Source organism: Streptomyces sp. NPDC002994, from assembly GCF_040611155.1.
In the GTDB taxonomy this organism is placed as follows: Bacteria; Actinomycetota; Actinomycetes; order Streptomycetales; family Streptomycetaceae; genus Streptomyces.
Map to the genome: position 1 here is coordinate 97,134 of NZ_JBEXNQ010000021.1, position 19,511 is coordinate 116,644.

At 70.1% G+C, this 19,511-nt stretch carries 18 protein-coding genes; 11 read left to right on the plus strand and 7 right to left on the minus strand.

Going from position 1 to position 19,511, the window contains the following annotated elements:
* Positions 1-299: 299 nt before the first annotated feature.
* Positions 300-1,520: an MFS transporter gene (locus tag ABZX79_RS26355; RefSeq protein WP_355262504.1), complete on the minus strand. Its 1,221-nt coding sequence runs from the start codon at positions 1,518-1,520 to the stop codon at positions 300-302.
* Between the two features lie 77 nt (positions 1,521-1,597).
* Between ABZX79_RS26355 and ABZX79_RS26360 the strand changes: the two genes are divergently transcribed.
* Positions 1,598-2,233, plus strand: coding sequence for a TetR/AcrR family transcriptional regulator (locus ABZX79_RS26360; RefSeq protein ID WP_355262507.1), 636 nt, complete (start codon positions 1,598-1,600; stop codon positions 2,231-2,233).
* A gap of 104 nt (positions 2,234-2,337) precedes the next feature.
* Here ABZX79_RS26360 and ABZX79_RS26365 read toward each other — a convergent pair whose 3' ends face one another.
* The 4 genes from ABZX79_RS26365 to ABZX79_RS26380 all read right to left on the minus strand — a co-directional run bounded on the left by ABZX79_RS26365 (position 2,338) and on the right by ABZX79_RS26380 (position 7,551).
* Positions 2,338-2,931, minus strand: coding sequence for a response regulator transcription factor (locus ABZX79_RS26365; protein WP_355262620.1), 594 nt, complete (start codon positions 2,929-2,931; stop codon positions 2,338-2,340).
* Positions 2,932-2,969: 38 nt separating this feature from the next.
* Entirely contained in the window at positions 2,970-4,259 is a 1,290-nt protein-coding gene (locus tag ABZX79_RS26370; protein ID WP_355262510.1) for a sensor domain-containing protein, read from the minus strand.
* 89 nt (positions 4,260-4,348) lie between these two features.
* Positions 4,349-6,409: a phosphocholine-specific phospholipase C gene (locus tag ABZX79_RS26375; RefSeq protein WP_355262512.1), complete on the minus strand. Its 2,061-nt coding sequence runs from the start codon at positions 6,407-6,409 to the stop codon at positions 4,349-4,351.
* Between the two features lie 146 nt (positions 6,410-6,555).
* Positions 6,556-7,551: a Ku protein gene (locus ABZX79_RS26380; protein ID WP_355262515.1), complete on the minus strand. Its 996-nt coding sequence runs from the start codon at positions 7,549-7,551 to the stop codon at positions 6,556-6,558.
* A gap of 51 nt (positions 7,552-7,602) precedes the next feature.
* On the opposite strand from ABZX79_RS26380, the gene ligD reads away from it, so the two are divergent.
* The 9 genes from ligD (at position 7,603) to ABZX79_RS26425 (ending at position 15,978) form a co-directional block, all read left to right on the plus strand.
* On the plus strand, positions 7,603-8,496 hold the full coding sequence (ligD, locus tag ABZX79_RS26385; RefSeq protein WP_355262518.1) for a non-homologous end-joining DNA ligase: 894 nt from the start codon (positions 7,603-7,605) through the stop codon (positions 8,494-8,496).
* Between the two features lie 33 nt (positions 8,497-8,529).
* A complete protein-coding gene (locus ABZX79_RS26390) occupies positions 8,530-9,465 on the plus strand; it encodes an ATP-dependent DNA ligase (RefSeq protein ID WP_355262521.1) in 936 nt (311 codons plus the stop codon).
* A gap of 69 nt (positions 9,466-9,534) precedes the next feature.
* Positions 9,535-9,834 carry a zinc-ribbon domain-containing protein gene (locus ABZX79_RS26395; protein WP_355262523.1) on the plus strand — a complete coding sequence of 100 codons (300 nt, stop codon included), beginning with the start codon at positions 9,535-9,537 and terminating at the stop codon, positions 9,832-9,834.
* Between the two features lie 46 nt (positions 9,835-9,880).
* Positions 9,881-10,630 (plus strand): hypothetical protein, encoded by a 750-nt coding sequence (locus ABZX79_RS26400; RefSeq protein WP_355262526.1) that lies wholly within the window; start codon positions 9,881-9,883, stop codon positions 10,628-10,630.
* Complete coding sequence (locus ABZX79_RS26405) at positions 10,627-11,901, plus strand: HAMP domain-containing sensor histidine kinase (RefSeq protein ID WP_355262529.1); 1,275 nt, start codon at positions 10,627-10,629, stop codon at positions 11,899-11,901. Before ABZX79_RS26400 ends, ABZX79_RS26405 begins: the two co-directional genes overlap by 4 nt.
* Positions 11,902-12,066: 165 nt before the next feature.
* Positions 12,067-12,486: an SH3 domain-containing protein gene (locus tag ABZX79_RS26410; RefSeq protein ID WP_355262532.1), complete on the plus strand. Its 420-nt coding sequence runs from the start codon at positions 12,067-12,069 to the stop codon at positions 12,484-12,486.
* A gap of 115 nt (positions 12,487-12,601) precedes the next feature.
* A complete protein-coding gene (locus ABZX79_RS26415; protein WP_355262535.1) occupies positions 12,602-13,981 on the plus strand; it encodes an FtsW/RodA/SpoVE family cell cycle protein in 1,380 nt (459 codons plus the stop codon).
* Entirely contained in the window at positions 13,978-15,435 is a 1,458-nt protein-coding gene (locus ABZX79_RS26420) for a penicillin-binding transpeptidase domain-containing protein (RefSeq protein ID WP_355262538.1), read from the plus strand. The genes ABZX79_RS26415 and ABZX79_RS26420 overlap by 4 nt, the downstream gene beginning before the upstream one ends.
* Positions 15,436-15,501: 66 nt before the next feature.
* Positions 15,502-15,978: a DUF3291 domain-containing protein gene (locus ABZX79_RS26425; protein ID WP_355262541.1), complete on the plus strand. Its 477-nt coding sequence runs from the start codon at positions 15,502-15,504 to the stop codon at positions 15,976-15,978.
* 343 nt (positions 15,979-16,321) lie between these two features.
* Here ABZX79_RS26425 and ABZX79_RS26430 read toward each other — a convergent pair whose 3' ends face one another.
* Together ABZX79_RS26430 and ABZX79_RS26435 are read right to left on the minus strand one after the other, a co-directional pair.
* Positions 16,322-17,206 (minus strand): ADP-ribosylglycohydrolase family protein, encoded by an 885-nt coding sequence (locus ABZX79_RS26430; protein WP_355262544.1) that lies wholly within the window; start codon positions 17,204-17,206, stop codon positions 16,322-16,324.
* Between the two features lie 60 nt (positions 17,207-17,266).
* The gene (locus tag ABZX79_RS26435; RefSeq protein WP_355262547.1) at positions 17,267-18,391 is read right to left on the minus strand and encodes a ferritin-like domain-containing protein; all 1,125 of its coding nucleotides are present in this window, start codon (positions 18,389-18,391) and stop codon (positions 17,267-17,269) included.
* 165 nt (positions 18,392-18,556) lie between these two features.
* On the opposite strand from ABZX79_RS26435, the gene ABZX79_RS26440 reads away from it, so the two are divergent.
* A complete protein-coding gene (locus tag ABZX79_RS26440) occupies positions 18,557-19,486 on the plus strand; it encodes a diiron oxygenase (protein WP_355262550.1) in 930 nt (309 codons plus the stop codon).
* Positions 19,487-19,511 lie beyond the last annotated feature (25 nt).

Here is a 19,511-nt window from a genome sequence, read left to right on the forward strand (position 1 = left end):
CCATGGGATATTGGGGGCTGTATAGGGCATTTCGTTTTCGCGGGACATACACGGGACCGCGAGGCTGACTGCCGGGGGCACAGAAGCCGGACCAGCGTGAAACACCCGCTGACCTGCGGAAGTGCCAGACTTCAAGAGCCGGACCCAGTCCCACTGGGTCCGGCTCTTTGTCGTTCCCCATCACTGATTGCGTGTGAGTGGTGGGGGCGCAGGCGCTGGAGTGGCTCGCGTACCTGGTGGCGAAGTACGTGGCGACGGACCTGGGTGTCCTGGTCGGTTGGTTGTGCGGGCTTGCGGCGTCAGGTGCGTACTCGTTGGCCCAGGGCCGCTAGCAGCGCGCCCGTGGTCAGTACGGCGGCGGTGAGTGTGAAGGCGGTGGAGTAGGTGCCTGCGGCTGTTGTCAGGTGCGGGCCGGTGCTGGCGCCTGTGAAGAGGGCGAAGGTGTAGAGGGCTACCGCTGTGCCGCGGGCTTCGGGTGCGTGTTTGGTAATTGCTTCTACCAGCGCGGGCGCCGTCACCGCGATCGCGAAGACGAAAACGAACAGCAGCGCGGCCAGTAGTACGACGTTGACGTCGTGTGAGAGGAGCGCCGTTGCGGCGCTGACCATGGCGGCCAGTAGAAGGGCGCCCACCACCCGGTGCGCGGCGTGGAGTCGGACCAGGTACGGGGTGATCAGCGGCACCAGCAGCATGGCGGGCAGCGAGCTGGCGCGTAGGAGGAGCATCTTGTCCGGGTGGCCGGAGAGAGCTGCGGGGCCTGCCACTTGCAGGGCCGTGTAGACGGCTACGAAGCCGCACAGCAGCGTGGCCGTTGTCAGTAGGAGGAGGGCCATGGATGGCTTGGTGAGGAGTCTGGCCATCTCGCGGTAGGCGGTCACGGAGGTGGTCGAGGGGGTGGGGGGTGAGGGGTCTTCTCGCTCCAGCAATTTGTGCAGCAGCAGCGCGCCGCCGGTCATTGCGGCCGCGCAGGTCAGGAACACTGTTCGCCAGCCGGTGGCGTCAGCTATCGACTGCGCGTACACCTGGCCCAGCACTCCCGCGGAGAGGAACGAGCTCGTCAGCCACGTCATGGCCGCCACGCGCCGGGTGGGCTCTATGCGCTCGGCGATGTACGCGAAGGCGGGGGGCGCGAAAGTGGCCGCGCTCAGTCCTTGTACGACGCGGATGGTGCAGCCCACCGCCAGGTTGGGTGCGGTGGCCACGGCGGCTGTGGTGAGCGCGGTGACGAGCAGGCCCAGGACGATCAGGTTCCGGCGACCGTAGCGGTCCGACAGCGGGCCCCAGAAGAGGAAGCCGGCGGCGTATCCGAAGCCGAAGGCTGTTGTCGTCCAGCCTGCGGCGGCCGTTGTGGTGGACCACGAGTCGGCTAACAGGCCGAGCACCGGAAGCGCGGTGTAGAGCTGGCCGACGATCAGCACGCCCACCGCGCACAGGGCCGGCACAGTCCTGAGGAAGGAGGCCGACTCGGGTGCGGTTTTGGATGGTTTGGTCTCGGTCAGTGGCGTCGTCGCAGGGGGCATGGCGACATGGAACCAACCAACTAGTTGGATGTCAATGCGGGCCAACTGGTTGGTTGGCTAGTTGGTAGTGTGGGGTCATGGCACGGGACACAGCAGTCACGAAGCAAAAGCTCTTGGGAGCTGCTCGGCAAGAGTTCGCCGCCTTTGGTGTGGCCGGAGCCCGCGTCGACCGCATCGCGGAGCTCGCCGGGGTCAACAAGGAGCGCGTTTACGGGCACTTCGGCAGCAAGGAAGGCCTGTTCGCGGCCACCGTCGGCGCCGCGATGGACGAACTCACCGAAGCCGTGGGCAAGCCCGGCGACGACGTCGCCCAGTGGGTCGGCTCGGTGTACGACTTCCACCGCGAGCGGCCCGAGCTGCTGCGGTTGCTGCTGTGGGAGGCACTGCACCAGCGGGAGCCGGCGACCTCCGGCGAGCAGGACCGCGCCGAGGGTTACTCGCTGAAGGTGGACGCGCTGGCCGAGCGGCTGGGTATTGAGCCGGGGCCGGAGGCCGCCGTGATGCTGCTGTCGCTCATCGGCCTGGCCGCCTGGCCGAGTGCCGTACCGCAGCTTTCCCGCCTCATCGTCGGGTCGCGGGTGGGGGGCGGGGACTTGGGGGCGGTCGTACGCGCGTACGTGGTGGAGTTGGCCGGGCGCGTGGCGGCCGGAAGCGTGGCCCGCGAGCGGGTGGCAGACGAAAGCGAAGCCCCCGCCGTCGAAACGGTGAAGTAGCGGCAAACTTGCTGGCATTCGCAACCCGCGATGCTCGCGTGCGTAAGGAGCCGCCGTACGGCCGCGCTCTCCCCGGGTGTGTCACGCGAGCGCCGTCGGGGAGCTTAAGCGCGTAGGAACGTGAGCACCGCCAGGACCCTGCGGTGCGTTTCGTCTGCTGGGGGCAGGTCCAGTTTGGCGAGGATGTTGCCGATGTGTTTGCCCACCGCCGCCTCCGATACGACGAGTTGGCCGGCCACCGCCGCGTTGGACTTGCCCTCCGCCACCAGCGCCAGCACCTCGCGTTCGCGCGGCGTCAGGCGCTCCAGGGGGTCGCGGCGGCGGCGCAGGAGCTGGCGTACCACCTCGGGGTCGACGACCGTACCGCCCGCCGCCACCTCCTGGAGCGCCGTCTGGAACTCCTCGACCTGGCCGACCCGGTCCTTGAGCAGGTAGCCGATGCCCGTGCCGTCGCCGGAGTCCAGGAGTTCCGACGCGTAGGTGCGCTGGACGTACTGGCTGAGGACCAGGACCGGGAGGGAAGGCCGCGCCGTGCGGAGTTCTACCGCCGCTTGGAGGCCCTCGTCCTGGAAGCCGGGAGGCATGCGGACGTCCGTGACCACGATGTCCGGGGCGTGTTCGGCCACGGCGGTCAGGAGGGTCTCGGCGTCGCCCACCGCCGCCGCCACCTCGTGACCGAAGCGCGCCAGCAGAGCCATCAGCCCTTCCCTCAGCAGCACGCTGTCCTCGGCCAGGACTACGCGGAGTGATCGATCGGCTCGCACGGGATCTCCACACGCAACAGAGTTGGGCCACCAGGTGGGCTGGACAATGCGAGTCTGCCATCCAGCACTGACACCCGGTCGGCGAGGCCGGTCAGGCCGCTGCCGTTCTCCGCGTCCGCGCCGCCCCTTCCGTCGTCGCGGACTTCGACGACAAGGCGCCCGTCGGTGTGCCTGCCGGTCACCTCGGCGCGCCGCGCCCCGCTGTGCTTCCCGACGTTCGCGAGTGCCTCGCAGACCACGAAGTACGCCGCCGCCTCGACCGATTCCGGGAGGCGACCGGAAAGGTCGAGGGTTACGTCGACGGGGATCGCGGAGCGGTCGGCCGCGTCGGCCACGGCCGCCGCGACCCCGAAGTCGGCGAGCACCTTGGGGTGGATGCCCTGGATCAGTTCGCGCAGTTCGGCCAGCGCCTTGCCCGCCTCGTCGTGGGCCTTGGCGAGCTGGTCCGCGAGGGGCCCGGGGGGCGCGTCGAGGCGGGCCATGCCAAGGGCCATGGTGAGGGCGACGATGCGCTGCTGGGCGCCGTCGTGGAGGTCGCGTTCGATGCGGCGCCGCTCCGCCTCGAAGGCGTCGACCAACCGGACCCGCGAGCGTACGAGTTCGGTGACCTCCGCACTCACGGTCGGCGCCGGCGGGGCGATGAGGAACCGGGTCAGCTCCGCCCGCGCCACGGCCGCGATCCCGAGCGCGTAACCGCACACGGTGAACATGAGGAGACCGGCGGCGGCGGTGGCGATCGCCTCCGGCATCGAGGTCGCCGTCCACAACTTCAGTACGCGCGCCTCCTCACCGCCCCCGACCGTCATCATCAGCACCGGAGTCGCCAGCAGGCCCAGCGGCACGGCCAGCACCGTGCCCACCACGATCAGGTCCAGCGGCCACAGCACCGTCGCGAACACCAGCGCGTAACCGAGCTCCCGCCAGGTCGCCTGCTCCCAGAACCGGGTACGCGCCCAGGCCAGCAGCCCGGGCTCCGACGGAACCTGATGCGGTGTCGGAGCCGGACGGTGGTCTACCAGCCGCAGCCGCAGCCGCTCGGTGGCCGCCACCGGCACCCCGGAGAGCGCCAGCAGGGCCAGGAGCGGCAGGCCTAGCAGTACGACGGCGAGTACCGTGCCGAGCGTCGCCCCTACGACGATCACCACCAGCGCCGCGATGCCGACCGGCGCGCTGCTGAGCAGGTAGCCGGCCGACCGCCAGGGCCAGGACGACAGCAGGTAGCCGGGCCGGGCCAGGGCCTGCCACACGTTGATCGGTCGCATGGCTTCACCGTAGGAGTGGATCTTCGCCCAGGCCATCCCCCCAGAGGTAGGGCAGCGGTATGGCCTGCCCTACCTCCGCAGAGGCCACGTCAGGCGGTGATCGTCGCCGGGTCGCTCACGCCCGGCGCACCCGTCTCCACGTGGCCCGCGAAGCGACGCAGGAAGGTGGTGTTCGTGTCGGAGACCACCGATACGTCGTACCAGCGCTTGGTCGTGCGCAGGTCCACGGTGTGCGTCACCGTGGCGCCCGCGCGCACCGCGAAGGTCTGACGTGCGCCGCCGTAGGCGTTGGTGACGGTGAGGTTGGCTGTTGTGGTGCCCGGGTTCGTCAGGGTCAGGTCGAGGTTGCCCGTGGTCGCGTTGTGGCGGGCCGTCGCCTCGGGGCCCGCCGTCTTCGCGGGGCTCCTGAAGGTGCGCAGGAAGCCGTTCGGGCCGTGGACCGTGAGGTCGTGCGTGCCCTTGGAGTACGCCGAGTTCCAGGTGTCCGTGAGCTTCTTGCCGGCCTCGGCGGTGTACGTCCAGGGCGCGTCGGTGCGGTTCGCCGACGTGACGTAGAACTGTGCGCCCGCTGCCGCGCCCGGGCTGAAGGTGAGGGCGATACGGCCGTCGGCCGCGTTCACGGCGCCGTCCACGTACGGGGCGTACGGCAGCGCACGCGCCGGGCGCGTGCCTGGCTCCTGCTTGGGCAGGCTGCCGACAGCCGGCGGCGTGGGCCGGTAGTCGGGGTGGCGCTCGTGGTCCGGCGGCTCGTACGCGGCCGTGTCGGGCAGCGCGGCGGGCTCCGGGTCCGGCGTACCGAAGTCGAAGGCCGAGGTGAGGTCACCGCAGATCGCTCGCCGCCACGGGGAGATGTTGGGCTCGTTCACGCCGAAGCGGCGCTCCATGAAGCGGATGATCGAGGTGTGGTCGAAGACCTCGGAGCAGACGTAACCGCCCTTGCTCCAGGGCGAGACGACGAGCATCGGGACGCGCGGACCGAGGCCGTAGTTGCCCGCCGCGTACGACGTGCCGCCCGCGTACTGCTCGGTGGAGGTGTCGACGGTCGACTTGCCCTGCGCGGCGGAGGCCGGCGGGTACGGCGGCACGACGTGGTCGAAGAAGCCGTCGTTCTCGTCGTACGTGATGAACAGGGCCGTCCTGCTCCACACCTCGGGGTTCGAGGTCAGCGCGTCCAGCACCTGCGCGATGTACCAGGCGCCGTAGTTCGAGGGGAAGTTGGAGTGCTCGGTGAAGGCTTCCGGGGCGGCGATCCAGGAGATCTGCGGGAGGTTGTCTGCCTGGACGTCGGCCTTGAGGTCGTCGAAGTAGCCGTCGCCGTTCTTGACGCTGGTGCCGGTACGGGCCTTGTCGTAGAGCGGGTCGCCGGGCTTGGCGTTGCGGTACTGGTTGAAGTAGAGGAGGGAGTTGTCCCCGTAGTTGCCCCGGTACGCGTCGTTTATCCAGCCCCAGTGACCGGCTGCGTCCAGGCCGTCGCCGGTGTCCTGGTAGATCTTCCAGGAGACCCCGGCCTTCTCCAGCCGCTCGGGGTACGTCGTCCAGCCGTACCCCGACTCCTCGTTGCCCAGCACCGGGCCGCCACCGGCGCCGTCGTTGCCGGTGTAACCCGTCCACATGTAGTAGCGGTTCGGGTCGGTGGCTCCGATGAACGAGCAGTGGTACGCGTCGCACACCGTGAACTTGTCAGCGAGGGCGTAGTGGAAGGGAATGTCCTCCCGCGTCAGGTACGCCATCGTCGTCGGCGTCTTCGCGGGCACCCACTGGTCGTACTTGCCCTTGTTGATCGCCTTGTGGCCGCCCGCCCAGTCGTGGTTGAGGCCCTGGAGGAACTGCATGCCCAGGTCGTCGGCCGTCGGGTGGAACGGCAGCGTCACCTTCTTGTTGCCGTCCGCCTGGTGCCAGACCGACTCTCCGCTCGGCAGCGTCACCGGGCGCGGGTCTCCGAAGCCCCGTACGCCCTTCATCGCGCCGAAGTAGTGGTCGAAGGAACGATTCTCCTGCATCAGTACGACGATGTGGTCGACGTCCTGGATCGTGCCGGACACACGGTTGGCCGGGATGGCGGCGGCGCGGTCGATGCTGCCCGACAGGGCGGCGAAGCCCGCGGTCGCGCCGGCTATCTGGAGGAAGCGGCGCCTATTGAGTTCTGGCATGGGTGTGGGGCCTCTTGGAGTGTGAGGGGACAGAAGCGGATCTGAATGGTCCAAGAGGAGCGATTGGAAGGGAAGGGCGCGTGCCGTCCCGGTGAAGTGTTGCGGTATATGTCGCCAACGCGGGCGTGGGGGGCGGCGGTCGGCGGTCAGGCGGACGTGCGCTTCCTCGGGGTGGCCTTTTTGGCGGTGCTCTTCTTCGCCCCGGAGGACCCGGACGACTGCTTCTCGGCCGCTGAAGCCGTCTTCTTCGCCGCGGTGCTCTTCTTCGCGGTGGCCGTCTTCTTCGCCACCGGCTTGGACTTCTCCCCGGTGGCCGTCTTGCGCCCGGCCATCTGCGTGACGTCGGCGCCTTCCCCCGCCCCCTCCCCGCGCGACTCCTTCGCCGCCCGCACGCTCTTCTCCAGCGCCGCCATCAGGTCGATCACCTGGCCACCACCCGCCGCCGGCGCCCGCTCCACGAGCTCACCGCCGGACGCCTTCGCGGCGATCATCTCCTCAACCGCCTCGCGGTAGTCGTCGTGCAGCGATTCGAGGTCTACGTCGCCCAACGTGTTCATCAGCGCGTCCGCCAGGTCGAGTTCGGCGTCGCGCACCGTCACCTTCGTCTCCGGTGCGACGCCCTCCGGCTCCCGTACCTCGTCGGGCCAGAGCAGACCGTGCATGACGATGACGTCGTCCACCACCCGCAGCATCCCGAGCCGCTCGCGCCCCCGCAGCGCGAACTTCGCCACGGCCACCTTGTCGCTGCGCTTGAGTGCCTCGCGCAGCAGGACGTACGGCTTGGCCGCGGGCACGCCGTTCGCGGACAGGTAGTACGCCGAATCCATCTGGAGGGGGTCGATCTCGGACGCCGGCACGAAGGTGACGATCTCGATCGTCTTGGCCGTCGGCAGCGGGAGCGCGGCCAGGTCTTCGTCGGTGATCGGCATGATTCCGCCGCCCGGCTCCTCGTACCCCTTGCCGATCTCGGACGCCGGGATCTCCTCGCCGTCGAGTTCGCAGACCTTCCGGTAGCGGATGCGGCCGCCGTCGGCGGTGTGGATCTGGCGGAACGAGACCGAGTGGTGCTCGGTGGCGTTCACCAGCTTGATCGGGATGCTGACCAGGCCGAAGGAGATGGCACCGTTCCAGATGGGTCGCACGATTCGCCCCCTTGGGCATCATTCATCACATATCCGTGGGATTCTCATCGTATGTCGCCTATCACAGAGGTGGAGGGGCGGCGCCTGGCGCTCAGCAATCTGGACAAGGTCCTCTATCCCGCAACCGGGACCACCAAGGCCGAGGTGCTGCACTACTACGCCACGATCGCGGACGCGTTCCTCCCGCACCTTTACGACCGGCCCATCTCCTTCCTGCGCTATCCGGACGGCCCCGGCGGGCAGCTGTTCTTCACCAAGAATCCGCCGCAGGGTACGCCCGACTGGGTGCGGACGGTGGAGGTGGAGCGCTCCGAGGGCGAGAAGGCGCGCCAGGTCCTCATCCAGGACCTGCCGACGCTGATCTGGGCGGCGAACCTGGTGGTGGAGTTCCATACGCCGCAGTGGCTGGCCCCGGATCCCGGCATCGCCGACCGGCTGGTCGTCGACCTCGACCCCGGGCCGCCGGCGGGCGTCGCGGAGTGCTGCGAGGTCGCGCTGTGGCTGCGGGAGCGGCTGGCGGCGGACGGTATCGAGGCGTACGCGAAGACCTCGGGGTCCAAGGGGATGCACCTGTGCGCGGCGCTGGAGCCGACGCCGTCGGAGGAGGTCTCGGCGTACGCGAAGGGGCTCGCGGTCCAGGCGCAGCAGGCGCTCGGGGAGCTGGTCGTGCACCGGATGACGCGGGCGCTGCGGCCGGGGAAGGTCTTTGTCGACTTCAGCCAGAACGCCGCCGCGAAGACGACTGCCGCGCCGTACACGCTCCGGGCCAGGGAGGAACCGACCGTGTCGGCGCCGGTGACCTGGGAGGAGGTCGAGGACGGGCGGGCGGAGCCCGGGCGGCTGGTGTTCCGGGCGGCGGACATCGGCGTACGGCTGGAGCGGTACGGCGACCTGCTCGGCCCGCTGCTCGATCCGGGCCGGGCCCGGCCGCTGCCCGGTGCGTGATCGGCCGTGGTCACGTTGCCCCGGATCGAGCCCATGCTCGCGACGCCGGGCACGCTGCCGCCGGCGCGGGAGCAGGGACGGTGGGCGTTCGAAAGCAAGCACGACGGCCAGCGGGCCGTTGTCTATCTGCCGGGTGACGGCTCACTGATGCTGCGGGCCAGGTCCGGCGCGGACATCACGCCCGCCTACCCCGAGCTGCTGCCGCTGGGCACCGCCCTCGGCGCGGGGGTCGCGGCGGTACTGGACGGCGAGATCGTCGCGCTCGACGACGACGGCCGTCCGGACTTCGAGCGTCTGCAGGCCCGGATGGGCCTGTCCGGATCGCCCGCGAAGGCCGCCCGGCTGGCGCCGGACGTGCCGGCCCATCTGATGCTGTTCGACGCCCTGCATCTGCGCAGCCGCAGCCTCATCAGGCTTCCGTACCGCGAACGCCGGCGGGAGCTGGAGAGCCTCGGTCTGCGGGGGTCGCACTGGTCGACGCCCGGCGCGATCGTCGGGCACGGTGAGGAGGCGCTCCGGGCGACCAAGGAGGGGGGCCTGGAGGGCGTGGTCTGCAAGCGGCTCGACTCCGTGTACACACCGGGGCTGCGTTCCCGCGACTGGATCAAGATCCGCAACGTCCGGACGGTGGACGCGATCGTCGGTGGCTGGGTGCCCGGCCGGGGCCGCCTGTCGGGGCTTCCGGGAGCGCTGCTCCTTGGCCAGTACGAGAGTGGGGTCCTGCGGTTCATCGGGAGCGTGGGGACGGGGTGGAACGACCGCGAACGGGCCCTGCTCGCCGAGCTGTTGCGCGTTGCCGCCGTCGACACGTGCCCGTTCGACGTGGTGCCGCCCGTCGCGGGGGCGCGGTGGGTGCTGCCGCGCCTGGTCGGCGAGGTCGCGTACAACACCCGGACGAAGGCGGGGCTCCTGCGCCAGCCGTCGTGGCACCGGTTGCGCCCGGACCTGGCCCCGCCGGAGGGTGCGTGAGTCCTGCCCAGACCCGGTTGGTGCAGACTCGGCAACAAACGATCGCGTACGTACGGAGGGGACCACCTGATGATCATCTTTGGCAGCAAGAGCTACCTCTACCAACTGGCCATGCTCACACTGGTGTGCGGAAGCTGCGGGAACCCGGCGGCGCACACGCTCAGGAAGCGCGTCAGCAAGTTCACGCTGTTCTTCGTTCCGCTGTTTCCGTACTCGACGAAGTACACGACCCAGTGCACCTTCTGCGGCGCCGAGCAGAAAGTCACCCAGGAGCAGGCGGAGCAGCTCCAGGCGCAGGAGCAGGCCGCCGACGGCGGCTACGGGCAGGCGCACCAGCAGCAGCCGGGGCAGAATCCGTATCAGCGCTGAGCCGCCGGTCGTGAAGTAGACAAAGCCACTGCGCAGAGAGGGAGCCTTGAGCGCGCACCGCACCGCCCGCGCGGCACTGCTGCTGACCGCCGCCGCAGCAGCGGTGGCAGCCGCGTTGTCCGGCTGCGCCGACGCGGGGGAGCTCGAAAGCGCCGGGCCCACGCCCACCGCCGTCGGGCCCACCCGTCTGTGGCCGGAGCGGCCGGCCGCCACGGTCCCTCCGATGGACTACGGCGAGGGCGAGACGGAGACGGTTCGCGGGATCAAAGTGCCGGGTGACGATGTGCGCAGGGTGCGGCCGGTGGCCGTCGCCCAGGCGGAGCAGGCGGCACATCCCGACGCCCTCAGCGGACCCGACGGGCGGTACGAGCAGACGGCCAGGCAGCTCCGGGAGTGCGACACGCGGCCGAAGTCCTGCCCGGTGCTCAAGGCGTACTACCGCGACCTCACCGGAGACGGCAAGGTCGAGCTGATCCTCGGCGTCTCCATGCCCAAGGGCCAGCTCGTGGTGCGCTGCTACCTGGCCGAGAAGGGCCGGCTGACCCGCATCATGGGCACCAGCGACGCCGTGATCGGGGTCTCGCTGGCGGGCCGGGACCTCATCATCCGGGCGCCGTCGAACCTGCCGGGGTACGAGTACAGGACGGCCTGGTCCTGGGACGGCCACCAGCACGCCATGCTGCCGACCCGCGACGAGATCCTGCGGGTGCACAAGGACGGAGGCGACCCGCTGCCCTCCCACACCCACTCCCACACGAGCCCCACGCCCCCCAACGGGCCCGGCGGTCGCCCATGAGACCCCGTCTGCCTGCCTGGACCGGGCGCCTCACCTGGAAGGCCGCGGCCTTCATCACCGTGATGTGCTGCGCGCTCGCGGCGCTGCTCGGCGCACTCGTGCACGTCTCCGTGACGCACCAGACGGTCAACCAGGCCCGCGAGAAGGCGCTCACGCGGCTGGAGGAGGCGACTCGGGCGTACGAGGCCGGGGATCCGCTGCCGCCGGACACCGGCATCGATCCGGAAGGTCTGCCCGCCTCGCTGCGCGCTCTCGCCCTCTCCGGCCGGCACGGCACGCTCGTCAGTGAGCACGACGGCCGCCCCACCATGTGGGCGGCGGCCCCGGCCGGCCGGCGCGCCATGGCCGCCGAGATCGACTACAGCCAGGGCGTCAGTACGATCACGGGCCTGGACCGGGCCATCGTCGGCTCGTCCTTCCTCGCCATCTCCGCGACGCTGCTCGTCGGCGTCTTCGCCGTCACCCGCGTGACGCGCCGCCTGCACCAGACCGCCTCGGTGGCGCGCCGGATCAGCGCGGGCGACCTGGACGCCCGCGTCAACGACCCTCGTACGAAGGCGTCTTCGCGCCCGCAGGACGAGGTGGCCACGGTCGCCGGCGCGCTGGACGCGATGGCCTCCACCCTCCAGGGCAAGCTGCAGAGCGAGCAGCGTTTCACCGCCGATGTGGCCCACGAACTGCGCACGCCGCTGACCGGTCTGCACGCGGCGGCGGAGCTGCTGCCGCCCGGCCGGCCGACCCAGCTCGTGCAGGACCGGGTGCGCGCGATGCGGCTGCTGACCGAGGACCTGCTGGAGATCTCCCGGCTCGACGCGGGCAGTGAGCAGATCAGCCTCGACGTGCACCGGATCGGGCCACTGGCGGAGCGCGTGGCGCGCGGGCCGGGGACGCCGACCGAGGTCCGGATCGTACGGGACGCCTGTGTCGAGACCGACCGGCGGCGGCTGGAGCGGGTGCTGGGCAACCTGATCGGCAACGCGCACCAGCACGGCCGGGAGCCGGTCGTACTGACCGTGGACGGACCCGTGGTGAGCGTGCGGGATCACGGCGAGGGCTTCCCCGAGTACCTGGTGGAGCACGGCCCGCAGCGCTTCAGAACGGAGCCGCGCGCCGGCGGCAAGGGGCACGGCCTCGGCCTGACGATCGCCGTGGGACAGGCGGAGGCCATCGGCGCCGAACTGAGCTTCGCGAACGCGCCGGACGGCGGGGCGGTGGCGACGCTGAAGCTGCCGGAGGTCCAGGAGGTCCAGGAGGTCCAGGAGGCCCCTTAGCCGGGCGGCAGCGACAGCGACACCGTGCACACAAAGTGACGGATTGCGATCAGTAAGTGTCGAAATTAGTGTGAATCGCGCGAGTCGGGGACCGGTTTCATTACGGACCGGAGTCCCCCGCCGCCCTTCGCCACGGCGAAGGCCTCTCACTTGTCAGGAGCCAACATGCCCCTGCTCCCCCGGTCTCCGCTCCCCAGGCTCGGCCTGTACGTCGCCGCCGGCGCCATCGCCGCCCTCACCGCCACGAGCCCCGCGCTCGCCGCGGCGGACCCTGTCAAGCCCCCGGCCGAGCGCGCCGAAAGCGCCCAGAGTGCCAAGAGCGCCCAGAGAGCCCAGAGCCAGAGTTCCCACCTCTACAAGGGCCGCGTCATAGCCAAGCCCAGGCTGCTGCTGCGCGACAAGCCCACCCGCAGCAGCCGGGTCATCGGCAGCAAGCCCTACGGGGCGATCGTCCACATCTTCTGCAAGACCCGCGGCGACAACGTGCACGGGAACAACCGCTGGTACCTGCTCACCGACGGCACCTGGGCCTGGGGCTCGGCCCACTACATCGCGAACATCGGCGCCGCCCCGCGCTGGTGCTGACGCACCGTTAGTGCCCCGCTCACGCCCGAGGAGTTCGGCCCCCGCCGCGCGAACCCCTTGGGCGTGAGCGGACATATACGGAGATACGGCCTGCCGGCTTGCTACGTTGCCTGACATGACCGCAACGACGGTGGACGCTCCCCCGCCCGACGTACGCCTCCCCAAGCGGCGCGGCGTCGAACTCGCGCTCCTCGTCGGCGCTGTCCTCATCGCCGTGTACGGGTACATCGCCGTAGGCCTCACCAAGGACGGCGCCGTACCCCCCGACGCCGCCGGCTACGGCGCGGGCCTCGGCGTCCTCGCGCTCCTCGCCCACCTCGCCGTCCGCTTCCGCGCCCCGTACGCCGACCCGCTGCTCCTCCCCATCGCGGTCCTCCTCAACGGCCTCGGCCTGGTGCTGATCTACCGCCTCGACCTCGAAACCCCCAGGGACCAGGCGGCCCCCACCCAGCTCGTCTGGTCGACCCTCGGCGTGGCGCTCTTCATCGGCGTCGTGATCCTGCTCCGCGACCACCGCGTCCTCCAGCGGTACGCCTACCTCTCGGTCGCCGCCGCCCTGGTCCTGATGACCGTGCCGATCTTCTTCCCCGCCATCAACGGCGCGAAGATCTGGATCCGCGTAGGCGGCTTCTCCTTCCAGCCCGGCGAGTTCGCGAAGATCCTGCTCGCCGTCTTCTTCGCCGCCTACCTCGCCGCCAACCGCAACGCCCTCGCCTACACCGGCCGCAAGATCTGGAAGCTCCAGCTCCCCACCGGCCGTGTGCTCGGCCCGATCGTCGCCATCTGGCTGCTCAGCGTCGGCGTACTCGTCCTGGAACGCGACCTCGGCACGTCACTCCTGTTCTTCGGCCTCTTCGTGATCCTGCTGTACGTCGCGACCGGCCGCACCGGCTGGATCGCCGTCGGCCTGCTCCTCGCGGCGGTCGGCGCCTTCGTCGTCGGATCGCTCGAACCGCACGTCAACAGCCGCGTCGAGGACTGGCTGAACCCCTTCGCCTCCATCGACGCCGGCCAGGGCCCCAGCCAGCTCGCCCAGTCGCTCTTCGCCTTCGCGGCGGGCGGCATGCTCGGCGCGGGGCTCGGCGCCGGCGAGTCCGTCCTCATCGGCTTCGCCGCCAAGTCCGACTTCATCCTGGCGACGGCGGGCGAGGAGCTCGGCCTGTCGGGCCTCACCGCGATCTTCCTGCTCTACGCCCTGCTCGTCGCCCGCGGCTACCGGGCGGGCCTGGCGCTGCGCGACCCGTTCGGGCGGCTGCTCTCGATCGGCCTCGCCTCGATCCTCGCGCTCCAGGTGTTCGTCATCGCGGGCGGCGTGATGGGACTGATCCCGCTGACCGGCATGGCGATGCCGTTCCTCGCGCAGGGCGGCTCGTCCGTCGTCACCAACTGGATCATCGTGGCGCTGCTGATCCGGGTCAGCGACTCGGCCCGCAGCCCGCACCCGGAGCACGTCGAGACCGGCATCATCGCCCCCGTCGTGGAGGACGACCAGTGATCCGCTACATCAGGCGAGCGGCCGGGTTCTGCCTGCTGCTGCTCGTCGCGCTGCTGCTGAACGCCGCCCGTATCCAGGTATTCCAGGCGGAATCGCTCGACGACAATCCCGCCAACCGGCGGAAGACGATCGGCCGTTACCAGCAGGAGCGCGGCAACATCATCGTCGACGGGAAGCCGGTCACCGGGTCCAGGGACAGCGGCGAGCAGCTGCGGTACGAAAGAACGTATCTCCACGGGCCGTTGTACGCGCCTGTCACCGGCTATGCCTCCCAGACGTACGGCACGACCTTCATCGAGAACGCCGAGGACGACGTCCTCTCCGGCACCGACTCGATGCTCGCCCCGCTCCCCCTGTGGAACGAGATCACGCGCTCGCGCCAACCCGGCGGCCACGCCGTCACCACCATCAAGGGCGCGGTCCAGCGGGCGGCGTACAGAGGACTGCGCGGCAGGAAGGGCGCCGTCGCGGCGATCCAGCCTTCGACGGGGAAGATCCTGGGCCTGGTCAGCAGCCCGTCGTACGATCCACAGGAGCTCTCCGGGACCGGGAAGCGGGTCACGGACGCGTGGGCGCGGCTGAACGGCGCGCCGAGTCAGCCGATGCTCAACCGGGCCATCCGTCAGACGTACCCGCCCGGGTCCACCTTCAAGATCGTGACGGCTGCGGCGGCGCTCGACACGGAGGTGGTGACGGACATCGACGCCCCGACGAAGACCCCGGAGCCGTACGTCCTGCCCGGCACCAGCACCACACTGCCCAACGAGGCGCGCGGCTGCCGCAACGCGTCGCTGGAGTACGCGATCCGCGTCTCGTGCAACACGGTGATGGCGGATCTGGGCGTGCGGGTGGGGCTCGCCGGAATGCTCGACACCGTACGGAAGTTCGGGTTCAACGACGGCGGGCTGAAGATCCCGTCCGGGGTCTCCAGGAGCAACTTCGACACCAGCATGACCGCCGACCAGCTCGCCCTGTCCTCCATCGGCCAGTACGACACCAGGGCGACGCCGCTCCAGATGGCGATGGTCGCGGCGGCGGTCGCCAACGGCGGCGAGCTCAAGTCCCCGTACCTGGTGGACAAGGTGACGCGGTCGGACGGCGACGTCGTCGCGCAGAACAGCCAGAAGTCCCTGCACCAGGCGATGAATCCGGCCACCGCGACGCAGCTCCAGCAGATGATGGTCGACGTCGTGCAGAACGGGACGGGCACGAACGCCGCCATCCCCGGGGTCAGGGTCGGCGGCAAGACCGGCACGGCGCAGCACGGCATCGACAACACCGGGACGCCGTACGCCTGGTTCATCTCCTGGGCGCAGGAGAACGGCGACGGCCAGCCGGCCGTCGCGGTGGCGGTCGTCGTGGAGGACGCGTCGGCGGACCGTGCCGACATCAGCGGCGGGGGCAGCGCGGCGCCGATCGCGCGGGCGGTGATGCGGGCGGCGCTGGACGACTGACCGTGTGATCGTCTCGGTCAGCGAAACGTTCACCGTTCGCCTGTCGCAGGCGCTTATCGTGCGGCCATGACTACTGACTCCCCTGCGTACGAGCTGGCCCAAGTCAACATATCCCGCCTCAAGTTCCCGCTCGACTCACCGGAGTTGAAGGACTTCGTGGACGCGCTGGACCCGGTGAACGCGGTGGCCGACAGCGCCGACGGATTCATATGGCGGCTGCAGAGCGAGACCGGCAACGCGACGGACGTTCCGGTGTTCGGGGACGAGTGGCTGATCGTGAACATGTCGGTGTGGCGCGACACCAATGCCCTTACGGCCTTCATGTACCAGGGGCAGCACCGGGAGCTGCTCGGCCGGCGCCACGAGTGGTTCGAGCGCGTGAAGGAAGCGATGACGGCGCTGTGGTGGGTGGAGGCGGGCTGCCGCCCGACGGTGGCGGACGCCGAGAAGGCGCTCCTGCGTCTGCGCGAGCACGGCCCGACCCAGGAGGCCTTCACGCTGCGTACGCCGTTCCCGGCCCCCGGCGGCGGTTCCGCGGCGTAATCCGCCGGCCTTCTCCATGACCTCTTCGCGGACCTTGACGGCGAGCTCGGCGAGGTCCACGGACTCCGGGTCCTGCCGGGAGATCTCCGGAGTACGACGGCCACCGAGGCGCCCGTGTTCCCGGCAGCTCAGCGTGATGAGGGTGCCCGCCGGATCGATCTCCTTGGCGGGCGCGGCCGGCGTCGCACCCTGACCGCCCTCCGCGCCTGCCGGCATCCCCCTGCGCGCACTCAGCCCGCATGGGCACGCTCCCGGTGGCCGGGCCGCTCCATGCCCGGCGGTGGCATGGTCATGGCCGAGGATGCTTCTCGTACGCGCGCGGAAACCGCCCCCGGCTCCCTCGCTACCGCAGCGCCTCCCGCCGCTCCAGCCACTGCGCCGGCATCGCGTCAATTCCCGTACGGGCGCCGACGATTCCGCCCGCTATCGCGCACGTCGTGTCGACGTCCCCGAAGCCTTCCGCCGTCGACCACAGCGCCGCCTCCAGGTCGTCCGCGTGCCGCGCCGCCGTCCAGACCGCGAACGGCACCGTGTCGTCGGCGCGGATCCGCTGCCCGTTGCCGAGCACGTCGGCGGCCTTCCACGGCGCGGTGGTGAACGGCAGGGCCGCCGCCCGCAGCAGCCCGTCGCGGACCGGCCCCTCGGGCGTACGTTCCGCCACGGCCGCCACCGACAGCTCGCCCCGCACCGAGAGCGCCGCCGCGACGGCGACGGCCACCGCGCCCGCGACGCCCTGCGGATGGGCGTGCGTCACCTCGGCGGACAACTCGGCCTGCGCGACAACGACTTCCACGTCGCCGGAGAACCAGGCCCCCAGTGGCGCCACCCGCATCGCCGCGCCGTTGCCAAGGCTGCCCTCGCCGCCGAAGAGCCGGCGGGCGAGGTCGGGCCAGGCCGAGGGGTCCTCCACGAGCTGTGGGAGCAGCTCGTGCATTCCGCTGCCGTAGCCGCGCGCCTGGTCGGCCATGAAGGTGAGGGCGTACGACATCGCCAGCGGCGTCTGCCGGATCTCACCGTGCTCGTCGAGCACCCGCATCACGGCGCGCGCCATCGCGGTGTCGTCGGTCCAGTGCCAGAGGGGCTCTTCGGGGACGCACCGGGCCCGGATTTCCTCGGACGCCTGCTGCCGCTCGCGGAAGAGAGGGAACCAGCGCTCGCCGAAGGCGTCACCGAGGGCGAGCGCTTCGAGGCTCCGGCGGGCGGCGGGCACGTTCGCGTTCGTCGTCATGGCCGCCATCGTGCCGGGCGAGGCGCCCGGCCGTACACCTCTTTTGAGCCGGACGGCCCGCTATGAAACGTTCACCCGCTCCTCCTCCGCCCCCGCCGCGATCGCCGCGTCGATCTCCGCCACCCGTTCCGCGTCCTCCGCCTCGAAACGCTGCTTGTCGAGTGCTTCGGCGATCTCCTCGTCCTGGGTCATGAGGAGGTCCAGATTTGAGTTACCCATCTCGAACACGCCCATGTCGAGGTAGGCCTTCTGCAGCCGCTCGCCCCACAGACCGATGTCCTTGACGCACGGCACGATGCGGCTGAACAGCAGTTGCCGGAAGAGGTGCAGGAACTCGGACTGCTCGGAGTACTCCTGCGCCTCCTGCTTGGCGATGCCGAAGTTCTCCAGGACTTCGACGCCGCGCAGCCGGTCGCGCATCAGGTAGCAGCCCTCGATGACGAACTCCTCTCGCTCGCGCAGTTCGGCGTCGGACAGCTGCTTGTAGTAGTCGCGCAGCGCCATCCGGCCGAAGGCCACATGCCGGGCCTCGTCCTGCATGACGTACGCGAGGATCTGCTTGGGCAGGGGTTTGTCCGTGGTGTCGCGGATCATGCCGAAGGCAGCGAGGGCGAGGCCCTCGATGAGGACCTGCATGCCCAGGTACGGCATGTCCCAGCGGGAGTCGCGGAGGGTGTCGCCCAGCAGGCCCTGGAGGCTGTCGTTGACCGGGTAGAGCATCCCGACCTTCTCGTGCAGGAAGCGGCTGTAGATCTCCGCGTGCCTGGCCTCGTCCATGGTCTGGGTCGCGGAGTACAGCTTCGCGTCGAGGTCGGGGACGGACTCGACGATCCGGGCCGCGCACACCATCGCGCCCTGCTCGCCGTGCAGGAACTGGCTGAACTGCCAGGAGGAGTAGTGCCGGCGCAGTTCGCCCTTGTCCTTCTCGGTCATCTTCGCCCAGTGGCGGGTGCCGTAGAGGCTGAGCGACTCGTCGGGGGTGCCGAGCGGATCGTACGGGTCGACCTCGAGGTCCCAGTCGATGCGGGTCGCGCCGTCCCACTGCTTGTCCTTGCCCTTCTGGTAGAGGGCGAGGAGGCGGGCGCGCCCTTCGTCGTACTCCCAGCTGAAGCGCGCGGCGCCCGAGGCCGGCACCTGCCACAGGGGGTCCGACGGGGCCTTGGTGTAGAGCTCGTGCGTCGACACTGACGCCTCCTTGCCTCATATCCCGGCACACACTGGACAGTTGGCAGACTCACACGCTGATAGACGACGGGTCAACAAGTCATGCGCAAGGGATTGACTGTCTTGCTGACAAGCAGTCTCATAAGACGTATCCGCCGGTAACCCACTCGTGAGGTGCCCCCCGCCATGACGACAGTGACCGAACGCGACGTACTCAGGGACGCACTCGGCCTCCTCAAGGACCGTGAGCAGGTCGCCGAGCGCCTGCTGGAGTCGTCCGCCAAGCACTCCTTCGACCCTGAGACGGAACTCGACTGGGCCGCCCCGATCGAGGAAGGCAAGTGGTTCTGGCCGCCCGAGCTCGTATCGCTCTACGACACTCCGCTCTGGCGGAAGATGTCCGAGGAGCAGCGCATGGACCTGGCACGGCACGAGGCCGCGTCACTCGCGTCCCTCGGCATCTGGTTCGAGATCATCCTGATGCAGCTGCTGGTCCGGCACATCTACGACAAGTCCGTGACCAGCAACCACGTGCGCTACGCGCTCACCGAGATCGCCGACGAATGCCGGCACTCGATGATGTTCGCCAAGATGATCCAGAAGGGCGGCGCCCCCTCGTACCCGGTGCCGCGGCTCTACCACAATCTGGCGCGCGTCCTGAAGACCGTCTCGACCACACCCGGGTCCTTCGCGGCCACCCTCCTCGGCGAGGAGATCCTCGACTGGATGCAGCGCCTGACGTTCCCGGACGAGCGCGTCCAGACCCTCGTGCGCGGCGTGACCCGCATCCACGTGGTCGAGGAGGCCCGCCATGTCCGGTACGCCCGGGAGGAGCTGCGCCGCCAGATGGTGACCGCGCCCGCCTGGGAACGCGAACTCACCCGCGTGAGCTGCGGCGAGGCTGCCCGCGTCTTCTCCACCTGCTTCGTCAATCCGAAGGTGTACGAGAACGTCGGCCTCGACCGCCGCGAGGCCGTCGCCCAGGTCAGGGCGAGCGGCCACCGCACGGAGGTCATGCAGAACGGCGCCAGGCGGCTCACCGACTTCCTGGACGACATCGGTGTGCTCCAGGGCGTCGGCCGCAGGCTCTGGAAGAGCTCGGGACTCCTCGCGTAAACGGTGAAATGTGGGGTTACGCTGC

What these genes read in the sequence shown, in the direction of transcription:
- ABZX79_RS26355 (WP_355262504.1), bottom strand. Translation starts at nt 1,520, where the DNA reads ATGCCCCCTGCGACGACGCCACTGACCGAGACCAAACCATCCAAAACC.
- ABZX79_RS26360 (WP_355262507.1), top strand. Translation starts at nt 1,598, where the DNA reads ATGGCACGGGACACAGCAGTCACGAAGCAAAAGCTCTTGGGAGCTGCT.
- ABZX79_RS26365 (WP_355262620.1), bottom strand. Translation starts at nt 2,931, where the DNA reads ATGGCTCTGCTGGCGCGCTTCGGTCACGAGGTGGCGGCGGCGGTGGGC.
- ABZX79_RS26370 (WP_355262510.1), bottom strand. Translation starts at nt 4,259, where the DNA reads ATGCGACCGATCAACGTGTGGCAGGCCCTGGCCCGGCCCGGCTACCTG.
- ABZX79_RS26375 (WP_355262512.1), bottom strand. Translation starts at nt 6,409, where the DNA reads ATGCCAGAACTCAATAGGCGCCGCTTCCTCCAGATAGCCGGCGCGACC.
- ligD (WP_355262518.1), top strand. Translation starts at nt 7,603, where the DNA reads ATGTCGCCTATCACAGAGGTGGAGGGGCGGCGCCTGGCGCTCAGCAAT.
- ABZX79_RS26390 (WP_355262521.1), top strand. Translation starts at nt 8,530, where the DNA reads ATGCTCGCGACGCCGGGCACGCTGCCGCCGGCGCGGGAGCAGGGACGG.
- ABZX79_RS26395 (WP_355262523.1), top strand. Translation starts at nt 9,535, where the DNA reads ATGATCATCTTTGGCAGCAAGAGCTACCTCTACCAACTGGCCATGCTC.
- ABZX79_RS26405 (WP_355262529.1), top strand. Translation starts at nt 10,627, where the DNA reads ATGAGACCCCGTCTGCCTGCCTGGACCGGGCGCCTCACCTGGAAGGCC.
- ABZX79_RS26410 (WP_355262532.1), top strand. Translation starts at nt 12,067, where the DNA reads ATGCCCCTGCTCCCCCGGTCTCCGCTCCCCAGGCTCGGCCTGTACGTC.
- ABZX79_RS26415 (WP_355262535.1), top strand. Translation starts at nt 12,602, where the DNA reads ATGACCGCAACGACGGTGGACGCTCCCCCGCCCGACGTACGCCTCCCC.
- ABZX79_RS26425 (WP_355262541.1), top strand. Translation starts at nt 15,502, where the DNA reads ATGACTACTGACTCCCCTGCGTACGAGCTGGCCCAAGTCAACATATCC.
- ABZX79_RS26430 (WP_355262544.1), bottom strand. Translation starts at nt 17,206, where the DNA reads ATGACGACGAACGCGAACGTGCCCGCCGCCCGCCGGAGCCTCGAAGCG.
- ABZX79_RS26440 (WP_355262550.1), top strand. Translation starts at nt 18,557, where the DNA reads ATGACGACAGTGACCGAACGCGACGTACTCAGGGACGCACTCGGCCTC.